This is a genomic window from Pseudomonas sp. GV105, assembly GCF_003058185.1.
In the GTDB taxonomy this organism is placed as follows: Bacteria; Pseudomonadota; Gammaproteobacteria; order Pseudomonadales; family Pseudomonadaceae; genus Aquipseudomonas; species Aquipseudomonas veronii.
The window spans coordinates 128006-151310 of sequence record NZ_QBUF01000015.1 but is presented as its reverse complement, the minus strand read 5'-3'; the positions used below and the strand labels follow the sequence as shown (position 1 = coordinate 151310).

At 62.2% G+C, this 23305-nt stretch carries 20 protein-coding genes and 4 tRNA genes; 21 read left to right on the top strand and 3 right to left on the bottom strand.

Features of this window, described 5'->3' with window-relative positions; translation table 11 throughout:
- Nucleotides 1–53: 53 nt before the first annotated feature.
- Nucleotides 54–944 carry a LysR family transcriptional regulator gene (locus tag C8K66_RS25750; RefSeq protein ID WP_017847706.1) on the bottom strand — a complete coding sequence of 297 codons (891 nt, stop codon included), beginning with the start codon at nt 942–944 and terminating at the stop codon, nt 54–56.
- Between the two features lie 147 nt (nt 945–1091).
- On the opposite strand from C8K66_RS25750, the gene leuC reads away from it, so the two are divergent.
- The 19 genes from leuC (at nt 1092) to C8K66_RS25655 (ending at nt 19977) form a co-directional block, all read left to right on the top strand.
- Complete coding sequence (gene leuC, locus C8K66_RS25745; RefSeq protein ID WP_046382634.1) at nt 1092–2510, top strand: 3-isopropylmalate dehydratase large subunit; 1419 nt, start codon at nt 1092–1094, stop codon at nt 2508–2510.
- Nucleotides 2511–2520: 10 nt separating this feature from the next.
- Entirely contained in the window at nt 2521–3165 is a 645-nt protein-coding gene (gene leuD, locus C8K66_RS25740) for a 3-isopropylmalate dehydratase small subunit (protein WP_046382635.1), read from the top strand.
- Nucleotides 3166–3300: 135 nt separating this feature from the next.
- Entirely contained in the window at nt 3301–4065 is a 765-nt protein-coding gene (locus C8K66_RS25735) for a class I SAM-dependent methyltransferase (RefSeq protein WP_108526343.1), read from the top strand.
- A gap of 52 nt (nt 4066–4117) precedes the next feature.
- A complete protein-coding gene (gene leuB, locus C8K66_RS25730; protein ID WP_017847702.1) occupies nt 4118–5200 on the top strand; it encodes a 3-isopropylmalate dehydrogenase in 1083 nt (360 codons plus the stop codon).
- A 64-nt stretch (nt 5201–5264) separates the two neighbouring features.
- A complete protein-coding gene (gene asd, locus C8K66_RS25725) occupies nt 5265–6377 on the top strand; it encodes an aspartate-semialdehyde dehydrogenase (protein ID WP_017847701.1) in 1113 nt (370 codons plus the stop codon).
- A gap of 176 nt (nt 6378–6553) precedes the next feature.
- Complete coding sequence (locus C8K66_RS25720; protein WP_017847699.1) at nt 6554–7564, top strand: aspartate-semialdehyde dehydrogenase; 1011 nt, start codon at nt 6554–6556, stop codon at nt 7562–7564.
- Nucleotides 7565–7726: 162 nt separating this feature from the next.
- A complete protein-coding gene (locus tag C8K66_RS25715; protein ID WP_108526341.1) occupies nt 7727–10279 on the top strand; it encodes a FimV/HubP family polar landmark protein in 2553 nt (850 codons plus the stop codon).
- Nucleotides 10280–10437: 158 nt separating this feature from the next.
- On the top strand, nt 10438–11262 hold the full coding sequence (truA, locus tag C8K66_RS25710) for a tRNA pseudouridine(38-40) synthase TruA (RefSeq protein ID WP_046382638.1): 825 nt from the start codon (nt 10438–10440) through the stop codon (nt 11260–11262).
- A 64-nt stretch (nt 11263–11326) separates the two neighbouring features.
- Nucleotides 11327–11959, top strand: coding sequence for a phosphoribosylanthranilate isomerase (locus tag C8K66_RS25705; protein ID WP_108526339.1), 633 nt, complete (start codon nt 11327–11329; stop codon nt 11957–11959).
- A gap of 244 nt (nt 11960–12203) precedes the next feature.
- Entirely contained in the window at nt 12204–13124 is a 921-nt protein-coding gene (accD, locus tag C8K66_RS25700) for an acetyl-CoA carboxylase, carboxyltransferase subunit beta (RefSeq protein ID WP_046382640.1), read from the top strand.
- Nucleotides 13121–14428 carry a bifunctional tetrahydrofolate synthase/dihydrofolate synthase gene (folC, locus tag C8K66_RS25695; protein ID WP_108526337.1) on the top strand — a complete coding sequence of 436 codons (1308 nt, stop codon included), beginning with the start codon at nt 13121–13123 and terminating at the stop codon, nt 14426–14428. Before accD ends, folC begins: the two co-directional genes overlap by 4 nt.
- Nucleotides 14412–15065, top strand: coding sequence for an SPOR domain-containing protein (locus tag C8K66_RS25690; RefSeq protein WP_046382642.1), 654 nt, complete (start codon nt 14412–14414; stop codon nt 15063–15065). The genes folC and C8K66_RS25690 overlap by 17 nt, the downstream gene beginning before the upstream one ends.
- Before the next feature lie 257 nt (nt 15066–15322).
- Nucleotides 15323–15880, top strand: a complete 558-nt coding sequence (locus C8K66_RS25685) for a CvpA family protein (protein WP_057005681.1) — start codon at nt 15323–15325, stop codon at nt 15878–15880.
- Nucleotides 15881–15921: 41 nt separating this feature from the next.
- The gene (gene purF / locus C8K66_RS25680; protein WP_017847690.1) at nt 15922–17427 is read left to right on the top strand and encodes an amidophosphoribosyltransferase; all 1506 of its coding nucleotides are present in this window, start codon (nt 15922–15924) and stop codon (nt 17425–17427) included.
- A gap of 65 nt (nt 17428–17492) precedes the next feature.
- Nucleotides 17493–18704, top strand: coding sequence for an O-succinylhomoserine sulfhydrylase (locus tag C8K66_RS25675; RefSeq protein WP_057005680.1), 1212 nt, complete (start codon nt 17493–17495; stop codon nt 18702–18704).
- An 11-nt stretch (nt 18705–18715) separates the two neighbouring features.
- The gene (locus C8K66_RS25670; protein ID WP_017847688.1) at nt 18716–19480 is read left to right on the top strand and encodes an SDR family oxidoreductase; all 765 of its coding nucleotides are present in this window, start codon (nt 18716–18718) and stop codon (nt 19478–19480) included.
- Nucleotides 19481–19587: 107 nt separating this feature from the next.
- A tRNA-Val gene (locus C8K66_RS25665) sits at nt 19588–19663 on the top strand.
- Between the two features lie 55 nt (nt 19664–19718).
- A tRNA-Asp gene (locus C8K66_RS25660) sits at nt 19719–19795 on the top strand.
- Nucleotides 19796–19900: 105 nt separating this feature from the next.
- Nucleotides 19901–19977, top strand: a tRNA-Asp gene (locus C8K66_RS25655).
- A gap of 225 nt (nt 19978–20202) precedes the next feature.
- Here C8K66_RS25655 and C8K66_RS25650 read toward each other — a convergent pair.
- A complete protein-coding gene (locus C8K66_RS25650; RefSeq protein WP_057005679.1) occupies nt 20203–21486 on the bottom strand; it encodes an FAD-binding oxidoreductase in 1284 nt (427 codons plus the stop codon).
- Between the two features lie 184 nt (nt 21487–21670).
- On the opposite strand from C8K66_RS25650, the gene C8K66_RS25645 reads away from it, so the two are divergent.
- Nucleotides 21671–21747: transfer RNA gene (locus tag C8K66_RS25645), tRNA-Val, on the top strand.
- A 545-nt stretch (nt 21748–22292) separates the two neighbouring features.
- Complete coding sequence (locus C8K66_RS25640; protein ID WP_057005678.1) at nt 22293–22970, top strand: HAD family hydrolase; 678 nt, start codon at nt 22293–22295, stop codon at nt 22968–22970.
- Between the two features lie 19 nt (nt 22971–22989).
- Here C8K66_RS25640 and C8K66_RS25635 read toward each other — a convergent pair whose 3' ends face one another.
- Nucleotides 22990–23286 (bottom strand): hypothetical protein, encoded by a 297-nt coding sequence (locus C8K66_RS25635; protein ID WP_017847684.1) that lies wholly within the window; start codon nt 23284–23286, stop codon nt 22990–22992.
- Between the last annotated feature and the right edge of the window lie 19 nt (nt 23287–23305).

Genomic DNA, 23305 nt, shown 5'->3' with positions numbered 1-23305 from the left:
TGGCTCGATGGGCGTTCGGCGCGGTTTTATTCAGGCCTTGAGGCCGCACAGCTTCATGCCGGTGTCCCTGGCAGCTCGACCTGTGCATCCAAGAGGCTCATAAAAGCCCGCGCAGCGTTCGACAGTGTCCTTTCGGTATGCACGATATAGCCTAGCTGGCGACTGAGTTGTATGCCCGGCAAAGCGATACTTGTCACCTGATCGTCGAGCATGGTGCGCGGTAATACGCTCCACGCCAAGCCGATGGACACCATCATTTTGATGGTTTCCAGATAGTTCGTGCTCATCGCGATGTTCGGCGTGAGGCCCTGGGCCTCGAACAGGCGGCTGACAATGTGATGGGTAAAGGTGTTGCCGCCGGGGAAAACCGCCGGGTGCCCGGCGATGTCCGCCAGGGTGACCGAGCCGTTGCGGGTCAGGCTGTGCTCCGGCGCCACCACGAAATCCAGCGGGTCGTCCCACACCGGGGTGGCGCGCACCAGGTTGTGCGGCTCGGGCGCCAGAGTGATCACCGCCACTTCGGCGCGGCCATGCAGGATCTCTTCGTAGGCCACTTCCGAGTCGAGAAACTGAATATCCAGCGCCACGTTGGGGTATTGCCGGGTAAAGGTGCGCAGGATCGGCGGCAGGCGATGCAGGCCGATGTGGTGGCTGGTGGCCAATGTGAGGCGCCCGCTAACTTCACCGGTGAGGTTGGTGAGGGCGCGCCGGGTGTCGTCCAGGACGTTGAGAATCTGATAGGCGCGCGGCAGCAGGGCGCGCCCGGCTTCGGTCAAGCCGACTTCACGGCCCAGGCGATCGAACAGGCGCACCTTCAGTTGCTGCTCGAGGCCGGCGATGCGTTTGCTGATGGCCGGTTGGGTCAGGTGCAGGCGCTCACCGGCGCCGGAGAAGCTGCCGGTCTCAGCGATGGCAATAAAAGCATTGAGGTTGGCCAGGTCCATTGTGGTATTCCAGTTGGTAATCCAAAGCATAAAAAATATGAATTTGAGTTATTTAATGTAGCGCCATACCATCAGCCTCACAAGCCAAAGGGTTATTGAATGTCTCAAGACCCGGGGCATAGAAAGACCGCTGATGAGGACCGACTGATGGCCGGCAAAACGCTTTACGACAAGCTTTGGGATTCCCATGAAGTGAAACGGCGCGACGATGGCTCGTCGCTGATCTATATCGACCGTCACATCATCCATGAAGTGACCTCGCCCCAAGCGTTCGAAGGCCTGCGGCTGGCCGGGCGCAAGCCTTGGCGCGTCGACTCGATCATCGCCACCCCGGATCACAACGTGCCGACCACCCCGGAGCGCAAGGGCGGGATCGACGCCATTGTCGACACCGTGTCGCGTTTGCAGGTGCAGACCCTCGACGACTACTGCGACGAATACGGCATCACCGAATTCAAGATGAATGACGTGCGCCAAGGCATCGTCCACGTGATCGGCCCGGAGCAGGGCGCGACCTTGCCCGGCATGACCGTGGTCTGCGGCGACTCCCACACCTCCACCCACGGCGCGTTCGGCGCCCTGGCCCATGGCATCGGCACCTCGGAGGTGGAACATGTGTTCGCCACCCAGTGCCTGGTCGCCAAGAAAATGAAGAACATGCTGGTGCGCGTCGAAGGCCAATTGCCTTTCGGTGTGACCGCCAAGGACATCGTGCTCGCCGTGATCGGCAAGATCGGCACCGCCGGCGGTAACGGCCATGCCATCGAATTCGCCGGCAGCGCCATTCGCGACCTGTCCATCGAAGGCCGCATGACCATCTGCAACATGTCCATCGAAGCCGGTGCCCGCGTGGGCATGGTGGCGGCGGACGAAAAAACCGTCGAGTACGTCAAAGGCCGTCCGTTCGCCCCCAAAGGCGCCGACTGGGATGCCGCCGTTGAGGCCTGGAAAGACCTGGTCTCCGACGCCGATGCCGTGTTCGACACCGTGGTGGAACTGGACGCCAGCCAGATCAAGCCGCAAGTCAGCTGGGGCACCTCGCCGGAAATGGTCTTGGCCGTCGACCAGAACGTGCCGGACCCGGCCAAGGAAGCCGACCTGGTCAAGCGCGGTTCCATCGAGCGCGCCTTGAAGTACATGGGCTTGAAAGCCAACCAGGCGATCACCGACATTCAGTTGGATCGCGTGTTCATCGGTTCCTGCACCAACTCGCGGATCGAAGACCTGCGCGCCGCGGCAGTGATCGCCAAGGGCCGCAAAGTCGCCTCGACCATCAAGCAGGCCATCGTGGTGCCGGGTTCGGGCCTGGTGAAGGCCCAGGCCGAAGCGGAAGGCCTGGACAAGATCTTCCTCGAAGCCGGTTTTGAATGGCGTGAACCGGGCTGCTCCATGTGCCTGGCGATGAACCCGGACCGCTTGGAGTCCGGCGAGCATTGCGCGTCGACCTCCAACCGTAACTTCGAAGGGCGTCAGGGCGCCGGTGGGCGTACTCACCTGGTGAGCCCGGCCATGGCCGCCGCCGCTGCCGTCAACGGTCGTTTCATCGACGTTCGCGAATTGATCTGAGGAATACCCGATGAGAGCTTTTACCCAACACACTGGTCTTGTCGCGCCGTTGGACCGTGCCAACGTGGACACTGACCAGATCATCCCCAAGCAGTTCTTGAAGTCGATCAAGCGCACCGGTTTCGGCCCCAACCTGTTCGACGAGTGGCGCTACCTGGACGTGGGCTACGCCTACCAGGACAACTCCAAGCGCCCGCTGAACAAGGACTTCGTGCTCAACGCCGAACGTTACCAGGGCGCCAGCGTGCTGCTGGCGCGGGAAAACTTCGGCTGCGGCTCCAGCCGCGAACACGCGCCGTGGGCCCTGGAAGAATATGGCTTTCGCAGCATCATCGCGCCGAGCTACGCCGACATCTTCTTCAACAACAGCTTCAAGAACGGCTTGCTGCCGATCATCTTGAGCGATGCCGAAGTGGATGAACTGTTCAAGCAAGTGGAAGCCAACCCCGGCTACGAACTGACCGTCGACCTCGCCGCGCAGACCGTGACCCGTCCGGACGGCAAGGTGTACCACTTTGAAGTGGATGCCTTCCGCAAGCACTGCCTGCTCAACGGCCTGGACGACATCGGCCTGACCTTGCAGGACGGCGATGCGATTGCCGCGTTTGAAACCAAGCACCGGGCCAGCCAGCCTTGGTTGTTTCGCGACGCTTGATGTGATGTAGGCAGGACCGCCGCCATCGGGAGCAAGCTCCCTCCCACATTTGAACGTGTTCACACATCAACATGTGGGAGGGGGCTTGCCCCCGATGGGGTCAGTGTTAACCACACAAAACCCAGGAAACTCACCATGACCAAAGCCGCCCACACCCAAGTCGTGCAAAAACAATTCGGTGAACAGGCCTCGGCCTACCTGAGCAGTGCCGTACACGCCCAAGGTACTGAATTTGCGCTGCTCCAGGCCGAACTGGCCGGGCACGGCGCTGCGCGACTGCTGGATCTGGGCTGCGGCGCCGGTCATGTCAGTTTCCATGTGGCGCCGCTGGTAAAAGAAGTGGTGGCCTACGACCTGTCCCAGCAGATGCTCGACGTGGTCGCCGCCGCTGCCGCAGACCGTGGCCTGGGCAATATCCGCACGGTCCGCGGCGCTGCTGAGCGCTTGCCGTTCGCCGATGGCGAATTCGACTTCGTGTTCAGCCGCTATTCGGCGCACCATTGGAGCGACCTCGGCCTGGCCCTGCGCGAAGTGCGCCGGGTGCTCAAGCCGGGTGGCGTGGCGGCGTTTGTCGATGTCTTGTCACCGGGCAGCCCGCTGTTGGACACTTACCTGCAAACCGTCGAAGTGCTGCGCGACACCAGCCACGTGCGCGATTACTCCGCCGCCGAATGGATGCGCCAGCTCAGCGAAGCCGGTCTGCATGTGCGCAACAGCAGCCGCCAGCGCCTGCGCCTGGAATACACCTCGTGGGTCGAGCGCATGCGTACACCAGCGCCTTTGCGTGCGGCGATTCTTGAGCTGCAACAGGCAATGGGCCAGGAAGTCCGCGATTATTACGAAATTCAAGCCGACGGCACCTTCAGCACCGACGTGCTGGTGGTTTGGGCCGAACGCTGAGTATTTTTCCCGACCTGCCCCAGGGCGGGTCGCATGATGAAATGAGGAACGCATGAGCAAGCAGATTCTGATTCTCCCAGGCGACGGTATTGGTCCGGAAATCATGGCCGAAGCGGTCAAAGTCCTGGAACTGGCCAACACCAAGTACAACCTGGGCTTCGAATTGAGCCACGACGTGATCGGCGGCGCGGCCATCGACAAGCACGGCGTGCCCCTGGCCGACGAGACCCTGGACCGCGCCCGTGCGGCCGACGCCGTGTTGCTCGGCGCCGTGGGTGGCCCGAAATGGGACAAGATCGAGCGTGACATCCGCCCTGAGCGCGGCCTGCTGAAGATCCGCGCGCAACTGGGCCTGTTCGGCAACCTGCGCCCGGCAATCCTCTACCCGCAACTGGCCGACGCGTCGAGCCTCAAGCCGGAAGTGGTGGCGGGCCTGGATATCCTGATCGTGCGCGAGCTGACCGGCGGTATCTACTTCGGCTCGCCGCGCGGTGTGCGCGAACTGCCGAATGGCGAGCGCCAGGCCTACGACACCCTGCCGTACAGCGAGAGCGAAATCCGCCGTATCGCCCGGGTCGGTTTCGACATGGCCCGCGTGCGTAGCAAGAAGATCTGCTCGGTCGATAAGGCCAACGTCCTGGCCTCCAGCCAGCTGTGGCGCGAAATCGTCGAAGAAGTCGCCAAGGACTACCCGGACGTCGAACTCAGCCACATGTACGTCGACAACGCCGCCATGCAACTGGTGCGCGCGCCGAAGCAGTTCGACGTGATCGTCACCGACAACCTGTTCGGCGACATCCTGTCCGACCAGGCGTCGATGCTCACCGGTTCCATCGGCATGCTGCCGTCGGCGTCCCTGGACACTAACAACAAGGGCATGTACGAGCCGTGCCACGGTTCGGCGCCAGACATCGCAGGCCTTGGCATCGCCAACCCGCTGGCGACCATTTTGTCGGTGTCGATGATGCTGCGTTACAGCTTCAACCTGGGCGACGCGGCGGATGCCATCGAGAAGGCCGTGAGCCTGGTGTTGGACCAGGGCTTGCGCACCGGAGACATCTGGTCGCAGGGTTGCACCAAAGTCGGTACGCAAGAAATGGGCGACGCAGTAGTCGCCGCGTTGCGGAATCTGTAATCTCTCGGGCCCGCTTGCAGTTGTTGCTGCAAGTCGGCCCACTTTTTAACAAGGTGTAGTTGCGATGAAACGTGTAGGTCTGATCGGTTGGCGCGGTATGGTCGGTTCCGTGCTCATGCAGCGGATGCTGGAAGAGCAGGATTTCGATCTTATTGAGCCGGTGTTTTTCACCACTTCGAACGTGGGTGGCCAAGGGCCGTCCGTGGGCAAGGATATTGCGCCGCTCAAGGACGCCTACAGCATTGAAGAGCTGAAAACCCTCGATGTGATTCTGACCTGCCAGGGCGGCGACTACACCAGCGAAGTGTTCCCCAAGCTGCGCGAAGCCGGCTGGCAGGGTTACTGGATCGATGCTGCGTCCAGCCTGCGCATGCAGGACGATGCGGTGATCGTGCTCGACCCGGTCAACCGCAAGGTCATCGACCAGCAACTCGACGCTGGCACCAAGAACTATATCGGCGGCAACTGCACCGTCAGCCTGATGCTGATGGGCCTGGGCGGCTTGTTCGAAGCCGGCCTGGTCGAGTGGATGAGCGCCATGACTTATCAGGCGGCGTCCGGCGCCGGCGCGCAGAACATGCGCGAACTGATCAAGCAGATGGGCGCGACCCACGCGGCGGTCGCCGATCAACTGGCCGACCCGGCCAGCGCGATCCTCGACATCGACCGCCGTGTGGCCGAAGCCATGCGCAGCGACGCTTACCCGACCGAGAACTTCGGCGTGCCGTTGGCCGGTAGCCTGATCCCGTGGATCGACAAGGAGCTGCCGAACGGGCAGAGCCGTGAAGAGTGGAAGGCCCAGGCCGAGACCAACAAGATCCTCGGTCGCTTCAAGAGCCCGATCCCGGTGGACGGCATCTGCGTGCGTATCGGCGCCATGCGCTGCCACAGCCAGGCGCTGACCATCAAGCTGAACAAAGACGTGCCGATCGCCGATATCGAAGGGCTGATCAGCCAGCACAACCCTTGGGTCAAGCTGGTGCCGAACAGCCGCGAAATCAGCATGCAGGAGCTGAGCCCGACCAAGGTTACCGGCACCCTGAATGTTCCGGTGGGGCGTCTGCGCAAGCTGAACATGGGCACCCAGTACCTGGGCGCGTTCACCGTCGGCGACCAGTTGCTGTGGGGCGCGGCCGAACCGCTGCGGCGCATGCTGCGGATTCTGCTGGAGCGTTGATCGCCTGAGGCACTAAGAAAAACCCGCGACTGGTGACAGGCGCGGGTTTTTTGTTGGCTTTCAGGAAGGCATCGGGAGCAAGTCGAATCGTCGCACCGCAAGGCCCAGCCCAATTGCCTCACCCCCCACCACCCGGTAAAGTGCCGCTCCCCCCCGCAATGCCCGAGGCAGCTCCCATGACCCAGACCTTTGATATCGCCGTGATCGGCGCCACCGGCACCGTCGGTGAAACCCTGGTGCAGATCCTCGAAGAGCTGGCTTTCCCGGTAGGTACCCTGTATCTGCTGGCGGGCAGCAACTCCGCGGGCGCGTCGGTGCCGTTCCGTGGCAAGAACGTGCGCGTGCGGGAAGTCGATGAGTTTGACTTCAGCAAGGCGCAGCTGGCGTTTTTCGCCGCCGGCCCGGCGGTGACCCTGAGCTTCGCCCCGCGCGCCACGGCGGCCGGCTGTTCGGTGATCGATTTGTCGGGCGCATTGCCGGCCGCGCAAGCGCCTCAGGTGGTGCCGGAAGCCAATGCCCATGTGCTGGAGGGCTTGAAAAAGCCGTTCCAGCTCGGCAGCCCGAGCCCGTCCGCGACCAACCTGGCGGTGGTGCTGGCGCCGCTGCGTGGGATTCTGGATATCCAGCGTGTCAGCGTTACCGCCAATCTGGCGGTGTCTGCCCAGGGCCGTGAAGCGGTCAGCGAGCTGGCGCGCCAAACCGCCGAGTTGTTGAATGTGCGCCCGCTGGAGCCCAAGTTCTTTGATCGGCAGATGGCATTCAACCTGTTGGCACAAGTCGGCACGCCGGACGCCCAAGGTCATACAGCGCTGGAGAAACGTCTCGTACACGAACTGCGCGCTGTGCTGGAAACTCCTTTACTAAAGATTTCTGCGACTTGCGTTCAAGCCCCGGTGTTTTTTGGCGATAGCTTGACTGTGTCATTGCAATTGGGTTCGCCGGTCGACCTTGCCGCCGTCAACCGTGCGCTCGACGCCGCAGCGGGTATCGAGCGGGTGGAGGAGGGGGATTACCCGACAGCCGTGGGTGATGCCGTCGGCCAGGATGTAGTCTACGTCGGACGAGTGCGTGCGGGGGTGGACGATCCGGCGGAACTAAATCTGTGGTTGACGTCAGATAACGTGCGTAAAGGCGCCGCGCTGAATGCGGTGCAGCTGGCGCAGTTGTTGATAAAAGGCCTTGTGTAAAAGATACTTGGCGGCAATTTGTAGATTGATTCTAACCAGGCGCTATGCTTGGCCCCAAGCAGGAACAGTTGCGTGTCGGTGACCTATCGGCTCGCCGTGCCTTATGGCAACGGTTACCAACCTTCTCGCAGGCCGGGGAGTGTTCAAACAAAGGATGAGGCTATGGTTCAAGTTCGCAAACTGGTGTTAGCAATAGCGGCCGCCTCGGCGCTGTCCTCCGGTATGGCGCAGGCGCTGCAGCTGGGGGAGATGACCCTCAAGTCGAAGTTGAACCAGCCGTTGTCGGTGGAAATCGAATTGCTCGACGTCGGCGGCCTCACGGCCTCCGAGATCACCCCGAGCCTGGCGTCGTCCCAGGCGTTTGTCGATGCCGGCGTCGATCGCCAGGCGTTCCTCAATGACCTGACGTTCACCCCGGTGATCAACCCGGCCGGGCGCAGTGTGGTGCGTGTCACGTCCAGCAAGCCGTTGCCTGATGCCTACGTGCGGTTCCTGCTGCAAGTGCAATGGCCCAATGGCCGCTTGATGCGTGACTACAGCGTGCTGCTCGACCCGGCCAAGTTCGACCAGTCGACGCCGACCAACAGCGCAGCCACGCCGCGTTTGAGCGCGCCCGCGTTGAGCGTGCCGGCCCAGCACACCACCACGGCCCGTGACACGCTGTGGGAAATCGCCGAGAAGCACCGTAATGGCGCTTCTGTGCAGCAGACCATGCTGGCGATCCAGGCACTCAACCCTGACGCTTTTATCGGCGGCAACATCAACCGTCTGAAAACCGGCCATGTGCTGCGCCTGCCGGATACCGTACAAAGCACGGCGTTACCGCAGCCCAAGGCCATTGCCGAAGTGACCGCGCAGAACGTCGCCTGGCGCCAGGGCCGCCGTGCCGCGCCCCATCAGACGGCCGGTAAGCAACAACTGGACGCCACCAAGCGCACCCAGGCTGGTAATGCGCCGGCGAGCACCAACGCCAAGGACAACTTGAGTCTGGTTTCGGCCGACTCCGCCAAGAAGGGCGCGAAGGGCAAGGCGGGTGATGGCCAGGCCCTGAGCGACAAGCTGGCGATGGCCCGGGAACAGCTCGACACCACCCGCCGTGACAACGAAGAACTGAAAAGTCGCGCCGCAGACCTGCAGAGCCAATTGGACAAGCTGCAAAAGCTGATCCAACTGAAAAACGATCAACTGGCCAGGTTGCAGGCTGAAAAAGGCGCCCCGGCAACCCCGGCGACTGCGGTCATGCCCGCGCAGTTGGCAGGTGAGCCGCCGGCTGCTGCAGTCGCGCCCGCTGAGCCGGCCGCCACCGCGACCCCGGTGGCCGAGCCGATCAAGCCCGACGCCGTGCCTGCGACCAGCGAAGACAAATTCAACGAACTGCTGACGAACCCGATTGTGCTTGGCGTCATCGGCGGCGCGGCCGGCCTGGTAGCGTTGTTGCTCCTGTTGCTGTGGGCGCGTCATCGCAATGCCCGTCGCGCAGAAGAAAAGCACTTGCGCATGGCGCGGGCCCTGTCCGAAGAGCCGGAATTCGCTTCGAACATCGACCTTGATCTGCCACCGGACAGCTTCGCTGGCCTGGAAGTACCGGCACCGAACGTGACGTTGACCGCCGCGCCTGCGCCTGCGCCGGCACCTGTGGTCGCGCCGGCAGCGGCACCAAGCGCGGCCTCGGTGCTTGCGCCACTGGCTGGCGCCGTAGCGCCGGAAAACACCAATGATGCGCTGGTCCAGGCCCAATCCCATATCGACCGCGGTCACTTGAACCAGGCGGCCGATGTGCTGGAACAAGCCATCAAGTACGAACCCAAGCGCAGCGACCTGCGCTTGAAGCTGATGGAAGTCTACGGCCTGCAGAACGACAAGGACGGTTTTGTCGTCCAGGAGCGTCAGTTGGTGGCCAATGGTGAAAACCATGCCCAGGTCGAGCAGCTCAAGTCGCGCTTCCCGGCCATGGCCGTGTTGGCGGCGGGAGTGAGTGCCGCCGTGGCCGCCGCCGCGATGGACGCTCAATACGTCAAGGATCTGCTGGAAGACAAGCCGGCCGCCGCGCCGCAAGCGACGGCAGAAGCGGAGCCGTTCGATACTGATTTCGATCTGAGTCTGGACGAGCTGGAGGCGGCTTCGCCAGCGGCGTTGGACAAGACCGATCAGCAGACCTTCGAAGCGCTGCTGCAGCAACAGACCGATGCCAAGCCAAGCCCGGAAGATCTGTCGGACTTTGACCTCGACCTGCAACTGGACCCGCCGGCGTCCCAGTCCGATGACGACTTCCTCTCGGGGCTTGAAGATCAGATGAAGGACGTGTCGCCGGTCGAGCCGCCGACCCTGACCCCGGCCGCCCTGGACGACCTCGACCTGCCGGAAGACTTCGACCTGTCCCTGGCTGACGAGCCGGACGCCCCGGCGGCCAAACCCGATGCGTTCGCCTCGGAACTGGATGATGTCAACGCCGAGCTCGATCGTCTGTCCCAGAGCCTGGAAAACCCGCCGATCGAGCCGTCCTTCACCGCCGAAGACGCGGCGCTGGGCGATGACGAACCGGAGGTCGACTTCCTCTCCGGCACCGATGAGGTCGCAACCAAGCTGGATTTGGCCCAGGCCTATATCGACATGGGCGATACGGACGGCGCGCGGGATATCCTTTCCGAAGTGCTGACCGAGGGCGATGAAACCCAGCGCGGCGAAGCCAAGGAAATGCTTGGCCGACTGGTGTAATCGCCACGGGATGACCCAGACGGCGGCCTTCGGGCCGCCGTTTTGCATTGCCGGTACCAAACACATGGCGTCTGGGGCGCAGCGCCTTATAATGCCCGCCTTTGCGCAACTCATCAGGCTCTCAGTTCTTGGCAAATATAGATAACCCGGCTGCCGAAATGGCGGCTGCAGGCTTTTACCGCATCGCCCTGGGCGTGGAATACAAAGGTTCGCGCTATTGCGGCTGGCAGCGCCAGGCGTCCGGCGTGCTGACGGTGCAGGAAACCCTGGAAAAGGCCCTGTCCAGAGTCGCCGACTCGCCGGTATCGCTGATGTGCGCCGGGCGTACCGACGCGGGCGTCCACGCCTGCGGCCAGGTGGTTCACTTCGACACCCAGGCCGAGCGCTCGATGAAAGCGTGGGTGATGGGCGCTAATATCAATTTGCCCCATGACGTCAGTGTCAGTTGGGCCAAGGTCATGCCGGCGCACTTTCATGCGCGCTTCAAGGCGATCGCCCGGCGTTACCGCTATGTGATCTACAACGATCAGATCCGCCCGGCGCACCTCAACGAAGAAATCACCTGGAACCACCGCCCGCTGGATGCCGAGCGCATGGCCGAAGCCGCGCAGCATCTGGTTGGCGTCCACGATTTCAGCGCGTTCCGTGCCGGCCAGTGCCAGGCCAAGTCACCGATCAAGGAAGTCCATCACTTGCGGGTGACGCGTCACGGCAAGATGATCGTGCTGGATATCCGCGCCGGAGCGTTCCTGCACCATATGGTGCGCAACATTGCCGGTGTGTTGATGACCATCGGCACCGGCGAGCGCCCGGTGGAGTGGGCCAGGGAAGTACTGGAAAGCCGTATTCGGCGGACCGGCGGCGTCACGGCGCATCCGTTTGGCCTGTATCTGGTGGAAGTGGAGTACCGCGACGAGTTCGAGCTGCCGCAGCGCTTCATCGGGCCACACTTCCTCACAGGTTTCAGCGAACTTGGCGGCTGACGCCCGGAAAAGCTTTTGTTACCATCCGGGACTTTCTCGGTTCAACCCCTGAGGTTTCCACGACATGTCAGCCGTTCGCAGCAAGATTTGTGGGATTACCCGCATAGAAGACGCGCTGGCGGCAGTCGAAGCGGGGGCGGATGCCATCGGTTTCGTGTTTTATGCCAAGAGCCCGCGGGCGGTGAATGTGCTGCAGGCGCGGGCGATCATCGCCGCACTGCCGCCGTTCGTGACCACCGTGGGCTTGTTCGTCAATGCCAGCCGCTGCGAACTCAACGAAACCCTGGATGCCGTGCAACTGGACATGTTGCAGTTTCACGGCGATGAAAGCCCTGACGAATGCGGAAGCTACCAGCGTCCGTATATCAAGGCGTTGAGAGTCAAGGCTGGGGATGACATCGCCAGCGCTTGCGCCGCCTACACCGGCGCGCGCGGGATACTGCTGGACACCTACGTCGAAGGCGTACCCGGCGGCACCGGCGAAGCCTTCGATTGGTCGCTGATCCCCGAGGGGTTGAGCAAACCGATCATCCTGGCCGGCGGGCTTACCCCCGCCAATGTCGCGGCGGCGATCGAGCAGGTCCGGCCGTATGCCGTGGATGTCAGCGGTGGGGTAGAGCAGGGCAAGGGCATCAAGGACCACGGCAAGATTCGCGCATTCATGCAGGCTGTGCGCAACAGCGATGGCGTGATGTGACGGCTGGCAGTCTGCCGCCGTCCATAACTACCACTGTGTAAAACAGCCCGGTGCCACCTGCGGGAGGCCCGGAAATGAAGTGGCAACCCTGCACGGGCAGGTTGTCTGGAAGGCTGAGGAAACATGCGGGAAATGGCTGGTCGAACGTCTGACCCCGTCCTGCATGTGTCATCGCCACATATGAATTTAGCTCAAGGGCATACGCGGGGCTGTGTTCAAGCCACCGGTACTGGAGAAAGAAAGCATGAGCAACTGGTTAGTAGACAAACTGATCCCTTCGATCATGCGTTCCGAGGTGAAAAAAAGCTCGGTTCCTGAAGGTCTGTGGCACAAATGCCCATCCTGCGACGCGGTGTTGTACCGCCCGGAGCTGGAAAAGACCCTGGACGTTTGCCCTAAGTGCAACCACCACATGCGTATCGGCGCTCGCGCGCGCATCGACATTTTCCTCGACGCCGACGGCCGTAACGAGCTGGGCGCGGACCTGGAGCCGGTTGACCGCCTCAAGTTCCGCGACGGCAAGAAGTACAAGGACCGCCTGACCGCTGCACAGAAGCAGACCGGTGAGAAAGACGCGCTGATTTCGGTCAGCGGCAAGCTGCTGGGCATGCCGGTCGTGGTGTCGGCGTTTGAGTTCTCCTTCATGGGCGGTTCCATGGGTGCCATCGTCGGCGAGCGTTTCGTGCGCGCCGCCAACTATGCCCTGGAAAACCGCTGCCCGATGATCTGCTTCGCAGCCTCCGGTGGTGCGCGCATGCAGGAAGCCCTGATCTCCCTGATGCAAATGGCCAAGACCTCCGCGGTGCTGGCGCGTCTGCGGGAAGAGGGCATTCCGTTCATCTCCGTGCTGACCGATCCGGTGTACGGCGGTGTTTCCGCCAGCCTGGCGATGCTGGGCGACGTGATCGTCGGCGAGCCCAAGGCCCTGATCGGCTTTGCCGGCCCGCGTGTGATCGAGCAGACCGTTCGCGAAAAACTGCCGGAAGGCTTCCAACGCAGCGAATTCCTGCTGGAGCACGGTGCGATCGACATGATCATCGCCCGTGGCGAGTTGCGTCCACGCCTGGGTAGCCTGCTCGCGCAAATGATGGGCCTGCCGACGCCGGTCTACATCGCGCCGAAGGTTGAGCCGATCGTCGTGCCGCCGGTGCCTGCAAACCTATGACCCAACGTACCCTGGGCGAATGGCTCGCCTACCTTGAGCAGTTGCATCCGTCCGCCATCGACATGGGCCTGGAGCGCTCGCAACAGGTAGCGGCCCGCCTCGGGTTGGGCCGCCCGGCGCCGCGAGTGATCACGGTGACGGGGACCAACGGCAAGGGCTCGACCTGTGCCTTTGTCGCAGCGCTGCTGCAGGCCCAAGGCCTGAAGGTCGGCGTGTACAGCTCGCCGCACCTGCTGCGCTACAACGAGCGGGTGCAACTCAATGGTGTGGAAGCCACTGACGAGCAGCTCTGCGAAGCCTTCGCCGCGCTCGATGCCGGGCGCGGTGAGATTTCCCTGACGTACTTCGAGATGGGTACTCTGGCGGCGCTCTGGCTGTTCGAACGGGCGCGCCTGGACGTGGTCGTGCTTGAAGTGGGCCTGGGCGGGCGCCTGGATACGGTCAACGTGGTGGATGCCGACCTGGCGCTGGTCACCAGCATCGGTGTCGACCATGTCGACTACCTGGGCGATACCCGTGAATCCGTGGCCTATGAAAAGGCCGGCATCTTCCGCCAGGGCAAGCCTGCGCTGTGCGGTGATCTGGACCCGCCGCAGACGTTGCTCGACCGGGTGCGGGAGCTGGATTGCCCATTCTTCCTGCGCGGGCGTGAGTTCAATCTTGAGGTCGGTGCTGAGCATTGGCAGTGGCGCGGGCGTGATGCGCGCGGCCAGCTCGTGGCGTTGCATGACCTGCCGCTGCTGAACCTGCCGATGGAAAACGCCGCGCTCGCCCTGCAAGCCTATCTGCTATTGGATCTGCCGTGGAATCCTGCGCAGATTGCTCGTACATTGCTGGCGACGCGGATTGTCGGGCGTCTCGATCGCCGAGCCTTCGATTGGCAGGGCAAGCGCCTGAACCTGCTGCTGGATGTGGGGCACAACCCTCACGCCGCCGAATACCTCGCGCAACGCCTGTCGCGTATAGCGCCGGTCGGTCGCCGCCTGGCGGTGTTCGGCTTGCTGGCCGACAAGGATCTGGAGGGCGTAGTGACGCCGTTGCTGGGGAATGTCCAGGCCTGGGCCGTGGCGCCCCTGGACACGCCGCGCAGCCGTCCGGCCGCGGAGCTTGAGGCGGCCCTGCAGAACCTTGGTGCGCGCGTGGCGTCGTATGCAAGTGTCACTGCGGCCCTTGAAGCGCAGTGTGCGGTTGCCACGCCCGAGGATGAGATTCTGTTGTTCGGGTCATTTTATTGTGTTGCCGAGGCGCTCGAATGGTTGGCCCGGCGCTCCACGGAGGAAGCTGCACATGGCATTACTGGATAGCGCATACAAGCAGCGGATGGTCGGTGCCCTGGTGCTGGTGGCCTTGGCGGTGATTTTCCTGCCGATGCTGTTTTCCCGTCAGGACGAACAGCGCCAGGTGGTCGTTGAGGCCCCGGCAGCGCCCCAGGCGCCGGTCGTGCCTCAGGTGCAGGTTGAGCCGGTGGTGGTGCCTGAGCCGCAGGCATTGCCTGAAGAAGAGCCGGTGCCGGCCGATGAGGAATTGGCCGCGCAGCCGGCCCCTTCGATGCCGGTGCAGCCGAGTGTGCCTGTGGTCAAGCCGGCGCCTGCCGTCGCTGCCAAGCCCGCCGCGCCAGCGCCTGCCCCCAAGCCGGTCGTGCCGCAGCCTGCCGCGCCGGGCAAACCGGACGTGGGTCAGAGCCGTATCGACCCGAATGGCCTGCCGATCAGTTGGTCGATCCAGTTGGCCAGCCTGGCCAATCGCGAAAGCGCCGAGGCCTTGCAGAAAAAACTGCGCAGTCAGGGCTACAACGCTTACATCCGCAGCGCCGATGGCAAGAACCGCGTGTTTATCGGGCCGTTGATCGAGCGTGCCGAGGCGGACCGCCTGCGCGATTTGTTGGGGCGTCAGCAGAATCTCAACGGTTTTGTGGTGCGTTTCCAGCCTGAACGCGGCTGAGTTCACGCCGCTTTCAGCTTGGAATGCAGTCAAATGTGGGAGGGGGCTTGCCCCCGATGGCGGTCGATCAGTATCGGTTCTGCTGACTGACCCACCGCCATCGGGAGCCAGCCCCCTTCCACTTTGGTTTCGAGTGGGCCTTGAAATGCGCTTAACTCGTCACAAACTATTGTTTTGCAAAGCACCCGCAATCACAGCTTACCGATAGCCCGACGCTCTGCTAAAATGCGCCGCCTTATCCGTCTGTAGGCTGCACCGTGCCATTTACCTGGGTTGATTGGGCGATCGTCGCAATCGTCGCCATCTCCGCTTTGATCAGTCTAAGCCGCGGCTTCGTAAAAGAAGCACTGTCGTTGCTGACCTGGATCATTGCAGGAGTCGTCGCCTGGATGTTCGGCGGTTCGCTGTCGGTCTACTTGAGCGGGTACATCGAGACACCTTCGGCTCGCGTCATCGCGGGCTGCGCCATCATGTTCATCGCCACGCTGCTGGTGGGAGCAATGGTCAATTATCTTATTGGCGAGTTGATACGTGTCACCGGCCTCTCCGGGACCGATCGATTTCTCGGCATGGCCTTCGGCGCTGCGCGTGGCGCGTTGCTGGTGGTCGTGGCGGTCGGGCTGTTGAGCCTGGGGCCAGTACAGCAGGATTCGTGGTGGCAGGAGTCGGTACTCGTGCCAAAATTTCTATTGGTTGCAGATTGGTCCAAGAACCTCATTTTGGGGTGGAGCAGTCAGTGGCTGGCCAGCGGGATCAGCATACCCGCTGATCTTCCGTTCAAGGAGCACCTCTTACCGGCCAAAACGCCTCAGTAAGCAGTGTTCAGTCAAGATTCATTAAGTAGGGGTTGCGTCGCATGTGTGGCATCGTCGGTATCGTCGGTAAGTCGAACGTCAATCAGGCGCTGTATGACGCGCTAACCGTCCTCCAGCACCGCGGCCAGGACGCTGCCGGTATTGTGACCAGCCACGACGGCCGGTTATTCCTGCGCAAGGACAATGGTCTGGTACGTGACGTGTTCCATCAGCGTCACATGCAGCGCCTCGTCGGGCACATGGGCATTGGCCATGTGCGTTACCCGACTGCCGGTAGCTCGACCTCGGCCGAAGCTCAACCGTTTTACGTCAACTCGCCTTACGGCATCACCCTGGCGCATAACGGTAACCTGACCAACGTTGAACAGCTGGCCAAGGAGATTTACGAATCTGACCTGCGCCACGTCAACACCAACTCTGACTCGGAAGTGCTGCTCAACGTGTTCGCGCACGAGCTGGCCCAGCGCGGCAAGCTGCAGCCGACCGAAGAAGATGTGTTCGCCGCCGTCACCGACGTGCATAACCGTTGCGTCGGTGGTTACGCGGTAGTGGCGATGGTCACCGGTTATGGCATCGTCGGTTTCCGTGACCCGCACGGCATCCGTCCGATCGTGTTCGGCCAGCGTCACACCGATGAAGGCGTCGAGTACATGATCGCCTCCGAAAGCGTGTCCCTGGACGTGCTGGGCTTCACCCTGATCCGCGACCTGGCGCCGGGCGAAGCGGTGTACATCACCGAAGATGGCAAGTTGCACACCCGCCAGTGCGCTGTTGCGCCGAAACTCACCCCGTGCATCTTCGAACACGTCTACCTGGCGCGTCCGGATTCGATCATCGACGGCGTTTCGGTGTACAAGGCGCGCCTGCGCATGGGCGAGAAGCTGGCCGACAAGATCCTGCGCGAGCGCCCTCAGCACGATATCGACGTGGTGATCCCGATCCCGGACACCAGCCGTACCGCTGCGCTGGAGCTGGCCAACCACTTGGGCGTCAAGTTCCGTGAAGGCTTCGTCAAGAACCGCTACATCGGCCGCACGTTCATCATGCCTGGCCAGGCGGCGCGCAAGAAGTCGGTACGCCAGAAGCTCAATGCCATCGAACTGGAATTCCGCGGCAAGAATGTGATGCTGGTGGATGACTCCATCGTGCGTGGCACCACCTGCAAGCAGATCATCCAGATGGCCCGCGAAGCTGGCGCGAAGAACGTGTACTTCTGCTCCGCCGCGCCTGCCGTGCGTTACCCGAACGTGTACGGCATCGACATGCCGAGCGCCCACGAGCTGATCGCCCACAACCGCACGACCCAGGACGTAGCCGATCTGATCGGCGCCGATTGGCTGATCTATCAGGACCTTTCCGACCTGATCGAAGCGGTCGGCGGTGGCAAGATCAAGATCGAGCAGTTCGACTGCGCGGTGTTCGACGGCAAATACGTGACCGGTGATGTCGATGAGGCTTACCTGAACAAGATCGAGCAGGCGCGTAACGACTCGTCGAAGATCAAGACCCAGGCGGTCAGTGCGATCATCGATCTGTACAACAATTGAGTAAACACCGGCCCTGAGGGGCCGGTTTTGTATCTTAAACAAAGCATTGAGTAAGGAGTCGCAGCATGAGTCAGGAATGGGATGCCGGTCGGTTGGACAGCGACCTCGATGGCGTAGCTTTCGATACCCTGGCTGTGCGCGCCGGTCAGCACCGCACGCCGGAAGGCGAGCACGGTGATCCGATGTTCTTCACCTCCAGCTATGTGTTCCGCACCGCTGCCGACGCCGCTGCGCGTTTTGCCGGTGAAGTGCCGGGCAACGTCTATTCCCGTTACACCAACCCGACCGTGCGCGCGTTCGAAGAGCGTATCGCCGCACTGGAAGGCGCTGAGCAGGCGGTCGCCACGGCGACCGGCATGGCGGCGATCCTGGCGGTGGTCATGAGCTTGTGCAGCGCCGGCGACCATGTGCTGGTGTCACGCAGCGTGTTCGGTTCGACCATCAGCCTGTTTGAGAAGTATTTCAAGCGCTTCGGTATCGAAGTGGACTACGTGCCTTTGGCGGATCTTTCCGGCTGGGATGCGGCAATCAAAGCCAATACCAAGCTGCTGTTCGTCGAGTCGCCGTCCAACCCGCTGGCCGAGTTGGTAGACATCGCCGCGCTGTCGCAAGTCGCGCATGCCAAAGGCGCCATGCTGGTGGTCGACAACTGCTTCTGCACGCCGGCGTTGCAACAGCCGTTGAAGCTGGGTGCGGATGTTGTCGTGCATTCGGCGACCAAGTTCATCGACGGCCAAGGCCGTTGCATGGGTGGTGTGGTGGCGGGGCGTAGCGAGCAGATGAAAGAAGTGGTGGGTTTCCTGCGCACGGCCGGCCCGACCCTGAGCCCGTTCAATGCATGGATCTTCCTCAAGGGCCTGGAGACTCTCAGCCTGCGGATGAAAGCCCATTGTGCCAATGCCCAGGCCCTGGCCGAGTGGCTGGAGCAGCAGGACGGTATCGAGAAGGTTCACTACGCCGGCCTCAAGAGCCATCCGCAGCACGCATTGGCCCAGCGCCAGCAGCGCGGCTTCGGTGCGGTGGTGAGTTTTGAAGTGAAAGGCGGCAAAGAGGGCGCCTGGCGCTTTATCGACGCGACACGCCTGATCTCGATCACCGCCAACCTGGGTGACAGCAAGACCACCATTACCCATCCGAGCACAACGTCCCACGGCCGCCTGGCGCCGCAGGAGCGGGAAGCGGCGGGTATTCGCGACAGCCTGATCCGTGTTGCGGTGGGGCTTGAAGACGTCGCTGACTTGCAGGCTGACCTGGCCCGTGGGCTGGCGGCCTTGTGATCGAGTGGTCCATGGAAGCGGCTGCGGGCGGTAACGGCCGCGTCGCGCTGGTGACGGGCGCTGCCCGGGGCATTGGCCTGGGGATCGCGGCGTGGCTGATTAGCGAAGGCTGGCAGGTGGTGTTGGCCGACCTGGACCGCGAGCGCGGCTCCAAGGTCTCCAAGGTGCTCGGCGAGAACGCCTGGTTTATCACCATGGACGTGGCCGACGAGAAGCAAGTCGCCCAGGGCGTCGCTGAAGTGCTTGGGCAGTTCGGGCGCCTGGATGCGTTGGTGTGCAATGCGGCGGTGGCCGACCCGCGCAATATCACCCTTGAAAGCCTTGACCTGGCCTCCTGGAATCGCGTGCTGGCGGTGAACCTCAGCGGCCCGATGCTGTTGGCCAAGCACTGTGCGCCGTACCTGCGCGCCCATGGCGGTGCGATCGTCAACCTGGCCTCGACCCGGGCTCGGCAGTCGGAGCCGGACACCGAAGCCTACGCGGCGAGCAAGGGCGGCGTGCTGGCCCTGACACACGCCTTGGCGATGAGCCTTGGCCCGGAAGTGCGGGTCAATGCCGTCAGCCCTGGCTGGATCGATGCGCGTGATCCGGCAGCCCGTCGCGCAGAGCCGCTGACCGACGCCGACCACGCCCAGCACCCGACGGGCAGGGTTGGCACGGTGGAGGACGTGGCGGCGCTGGTGGCATGGCTGCTGTCGCGCCAGGCCGGGTTCGTCACCGGCCAGGAGTTTGTGGTGGACGGCGGCATGAGCAAGAAGATGATTTACAGCGAGTAGGGTGGGTAGCCGTCTTGAAACTATTTTGTCTTTTTCAGAAAAACTTCAAGCAGGCTATTGACTTAGGTCCGCTATCTGCGTAAATTTCGCGGCCTCAACGAAGCAAAGGGTGATTAGCTCAGCTGGGAGAGCATCTGCCTTACAAGCAGAGGGTCGGCGGTTCGATCCCGTCATCACCCACCACTTCTTGAGAGTTTTGCCCTAGGGTAAGACGCAACGTTAAAGGTTGCACCGACGCGCAGCGGTAGTTCAGTCGGTTAGAATACCGGCCTGTCACGCCGGGGGTCGCGGGTTCGAGTCCCGTCCGCTGCGCCATATTTTCCAGGTTCGATTCGTCGGGCTTGAGGTTGAACAGCCAAGGCTGATCAGCCAGATGTTTAAAGACGGTTGAGGGTTTACGCTCGGCCGGTCAAGCGATACGCAGCGGTAGTTCAGTCGGTTAGAATACCGGCCTGTCACGCCGGGGGTCGCGGGTTCGAGTCCCGTCCGCTGCGCCATATCTGCTTCAAGGCCCACTGAACGCCTTGCAGCACAAAGAAAGCCGTTGGCTGCCTTTGACCCGATAGCAAAGACCCTGGTCGAAAGACCGGGGTTTTTTGTGTCTGCGATTCAGCATTGATCAGCGCGTGTCGGCAAGCTACCTCAGTCCCCTGTGGACGCAAGCTTGCCTGCGATGATGTCGGCTGAGTGCGCCGTGCCAGCATCCCAGGCAAGCCTTCCCATCAGAACCCCAGCTTATCCCGTAGCCCGTAATACCAGGCGCCCATCGCGGCAAACGGCGTGCGCAACAGTTGCCCGCCGGGGAACGGGTAGTGCGGCAGGTCGGCAAACGCGTCAAAACGCTCTGCCTGGCCTCGAAGGGCCTCTGCCAGTACCTTGCCCGCCAGGTGCGTGTACGTCACGCCGTGGCCGCTGCAGCCTTGGGAGTAATAGATGTTGTCGCCCAGGCGACCGACTTGCGGCAAGCGCGACAGGGTCAGCAGGAAATTGCCGGTCCAGGCGTAGTCAATCTTCACATCCTTGAGTTGCGGGAAGGCCTTGAGCATCTTCGGGCGGATGATTGCTTCGATATTGGCCGGGTCCCGCGCGCCATAGACCACGCCACCGCCGAAGATCAGGCGTTTGTCACTGGTCAGGCGGTAGTAGTCGAGCAGGTAGTTGCAATCTTCGACGCAGTAGTCCTGTGGCAATAGCGTTTTGGCCAGTTCGTCCCCCAGCGGTGCGGTGGTGATCACCTGCGTGCCGCACGGCATCGATTTGGCCGCCAATTCCGGCACAAGGTTCCCCAGGTAGGCATTGCCGGCGACGATGATGAACTTCGCCCTGACCTTGCCCTCGGCGGTGTGTACTACTGGGGTGGCGCCGCGCTCGATGCGCAATGCGGCTGACTGCTCATAAATCGTGCCGCCGAGGGACTCTACGGCTGCTGCTTCGCCCAGCGCCAGGTTGAGCGGGTGGATATGTCCGCCGCTCATGTCCAGCAGGCCGCCGACGTAATTGTCACAGGCCACCACCTCGCGGATGCGCCGCTCGTCCAGCAACTCCAGCTGCGTATGGCCATAACGCTCCCACAAGCGCTTCTGCGACTCCAGGTGACCCATGTGCTTGCTGTTCAGCGCGGCGAATACTCCACCGTCCTTCAGATCGCACTGAATCTGGTACTTGGCGATCCGCTCACGAATGATCCTGCCGCCCTCGAACGCCATCTGTCCCAGCAACTGCGCCTGCTTCGGCCCGACGCTGCGCTCGATCACATCGATATCGCGGCTGTAGCTGTTGACGATCTGCCCGCCGTTGCGGCCAGACGCGCCAAACCCTACCTTGGCCGCCTCCAGGACTGTCACGCGAAAACCGTTCTCCAGCAGAAACAGCGCGCTGGAGAGCCCGGTGTAGCCAGCACCGATCACGCACACATCGGTTTCGACTTCACCTTGCAGCACTGGGCGAGGCGGAGCCGCATTCGCCGACGCGGCGTAATACGACTGGGGGTAGGGGGTGTTCGCCATCCTGGAACCTCTGTTTTATATTTTTTACGAGTGCCCCGATCCTACCTGAGTTGAAAATCGCCTGCCAGCCGCCCGAAAAATACGGGTGTACGGGCCGAAAATAAAAAATTCGCATATTCATAGGGTTAGCTGCAAAAAAGATGTTGACAGCCCTCCGGAATTCCGTAGAATGCCGCCTCACAGCAGGCACGTAGCTCAGTTGGTTAGAGCACCACCTTGACATGGTGGGGGTCGTTGGTTCGAGTCCAATCGCGCCTACCAAACAAAATCCGCTCTGCTGGGCGGTCTGGAAGGGCTCACCGAAAGGTGAGCCCTTTTTTGTTGTCTGAAATTTGGGCGTCGTTTTGCCACGCCCCGTTCGCGGCGGACGGTGAAGCGGGCGATCAGAAGAAAAGCTGAGCCACCGCTAGCAGACAGATGATCTGGACGAACATCTGGCCGAGAATTTCGCCATTGAACGTTTCCATATGCGTTTGTCCGGCGTACATAGTGGCTAGCCTCTTTGTCGGCAATCTTGCCCTGAACGATGCACAGAACGTGCGGTTGCTTTGTTGAGTGTAGTGGCTGAATGAGAATCTTCACGCCGGGCCGACACAAGGCGATCACCCCCCCCACGGTTTGTCGGTCTGCAGCAACAATTCTCCCGCCTTGGAAAAAACCACTCGAAACACGTCGCCCCGCCCTGGGCTCTGCCGCTGTAGCGCCGGGGATGCGTCGCGTGAGCGCTGTTGGCGTTTACAAGCGTCGAGGTGATCCGTAGATTGCCTCGAGTCTATTTTTGTCGTCGCCTGCGAGGAAGCCACACCGTGTCCATCCCCGGTTCAGCCGTATTTGCCCAGCGTTATCGCGCCTTCCTGTTCGATATGGATGGCACCTTGCTCAACTCCATTGCGGCTGCCGAACGGGTGTGGAGTATCTGGGCTGAACGTCATGGCCTGGATGTGGCGGCGTTCCTGACCACCATTCATGGCGCGCGGGCGATCGATACGATCAGGCGTCAGGCGTTGCCTGGGGTCGATCCTGAGGCTGAGGCGCAATGGATCACCGAGGCCGAGCTGAATGATGTCGAGGGTGTGGTGGCGATTCCCGGTGCCGTTGCGTTCTTGAATGATGTGCCCAGCGATCAATGGGCGTTGGTGACGTCCGCCCCCAGGGAGTTGGCGCTACGGCGCCTACAGGCGGCGGGCATCAGTCCGCCGGCGGTGTGGGTGACGGCCGAGGATGTCGCCAACGGCAAGCCGGATCCCGCCTGCTATAGGCTGGGTGCGCAGCGTCTGGGTGTCGCGGCCCAGGACTGCCTGGTATTCGAAGATGCGACGGTGGGGATCCGAGCGGGGGAGGCGGCGGGCGCGGATGTGATGGTCGTGACCTCGACGCACCTGACACCCATGGTGACTGCGCATGCCTGGATCGACGGGTATGAGCAGTTTCAGGTGCGGCGCGACGCTGAAGGCCTGCTGCGCGTCGAGCGCCGAATGGAGTGAGAGGGAAAGGGCGCGCGTTCTATCGGCCGTGGCCTTCTTCACACGTGCCTGGGGCGCCGGGCGTGTGCAAAGGATAATTTTTCACGCCCTGGCGCGACAGCACCATCTCTCTGAGTATCTCATTGGCAAGTCGGGCAATCGCTTCTTCGCCGCGATAGTGCGCGCGCACGATGCCGGTGATTGCGAAGTGGTCGGTGTTCGGGCCGCTGAGAATGGCTGAGAGGGTGCCGTCAGCATGTAATGTGCAGACGACCTTATAGCTGGGCAAGCGCGATGCCAGTGCAGATTCGATTTGGGATTTGCTCAGGGTGTCCATCTGCTTCAACGCCTTTCAG

Bases quoted from the DNA above. Each gene is read 5' to 3' on its own strand.
- C8K66_RS25750 (WP_017847706.1), bottom strand. From the start codon at position 944: ATGGACCTGGCCAACCTCAATGCTTTTATTGCCATCGCTGAGACCGGC.
- leuC (WP_046382634.1), top strand. From the start codon at position 1,092: ATGGCCGGCAAAACGCTTTACGACAAGCTTTGGGATTCCCATGAAGTG.
- leuD (WP_046382635.1), top strand. From the start codon at position 2,521: ATGAGAGCTTTTACCCAACACACTGGTCTTGTCGCGCCGTTGGACCGT.
- C8K66_RS25735 (WP_108526343.1), top strand. From the start codon at position 3,301: ATGACCAAAGCCGCCCACACCCAAGTCGTGCAAAAACAATTCGGTGAA.
- leuB (WP_017847702.1), top strand. From the start codon at position 4,118: ATGAGCAAGCAGATTCTGATTCTCCCAGGCGACGGTATTGGTCCGGAA.
- asd (WP_017847701.1), top strand. From the start codon at position 5,265: ATGAAACGTGTAGGTCTGATCGGTTGGCGCGGTATGGTCGGTTCCGTG.
- C8K66_RS25720 (WP_017847699.1), top strand. From the start codon at position 6,554: ATGACCCAGACCTTTGATATCGCCGTGATCGGCGCCACCGGCACCGTC.
- C8K66_RS25715 (WP_108526341.1), top strand. From the start codon at position 7,727: ATGGTTCAAGTTCGCAAACTGGTGTTAGCAATAGCGGCCGCCTCGGCG.
- truA (WP_046382638.1), top strand. From the start codon at position 10,438: ATGGCGGCTGCAGGCTTTTACCGCATCGCCCTGGGCGTGGAATACAAA.
- C8K66_RS25705 (WP_108526339.1), top strand. From the start codon at position 11,327: ATGTCAGCCGTTCGCAGCAAGATTTGTGGGATTACCCGCATAGAAGAC.
- accD (WP_046382640.1), top strand. From the start codon at position 12,204: ATGAGCAACTGGTTAGTAGACAAACTGATCCCTTCGATCATGCGTTCC.
- folC (WP_108526337.1), top strand. From the start codon at position 13,121: ATGACCCAACGTACCCTGGGCGAATGGCTCGCCTACCTTGAGCAGTTG.
- C8K66_RS25690 (WP_046382642.1), top strand. From the start codon at position 14,412: ATGGCATTACTGGATAGCGCATACAAGCAGCGGATGGTCGGTGCCCTG.
- purF (WP_017847690.1), top strand. From the start codon at position 15,922: ATGTGTGGCATCGTCGGTATCGTCGGTAAGTCGAACGTCAATCAGGCG.
- C8K66_RS25675 (WP_057005680.1), top strand. From the start codon at position 17,493: ATGAGTCAGGAATGGGATGCCGGTCGGTTGGACAGCGACCTCGATGGC.
- C8K66_RS25670 (WP_017847688.1), top strand. From the start codon at position 18,716: ATGGAAGCGGCTGCGGGCGGTAACGGCCGCGTCGCGCTGGTGACGGGC.
- C8K66_RS25650 (WP_057005679.1), bottom strand. From the start codon at position 21,486: ATGGCGAACACCCCCTACCCCCAGTCGTATTACGCCGCGTCGGCGAAT.
- C8K66_RS25635 (WP_017847684.1), bottom strand. From the start codon at position 23,286: ATGGACACCCTGAGCAAATCCCAAATCGAATCTGCACTGGCATCGCGC.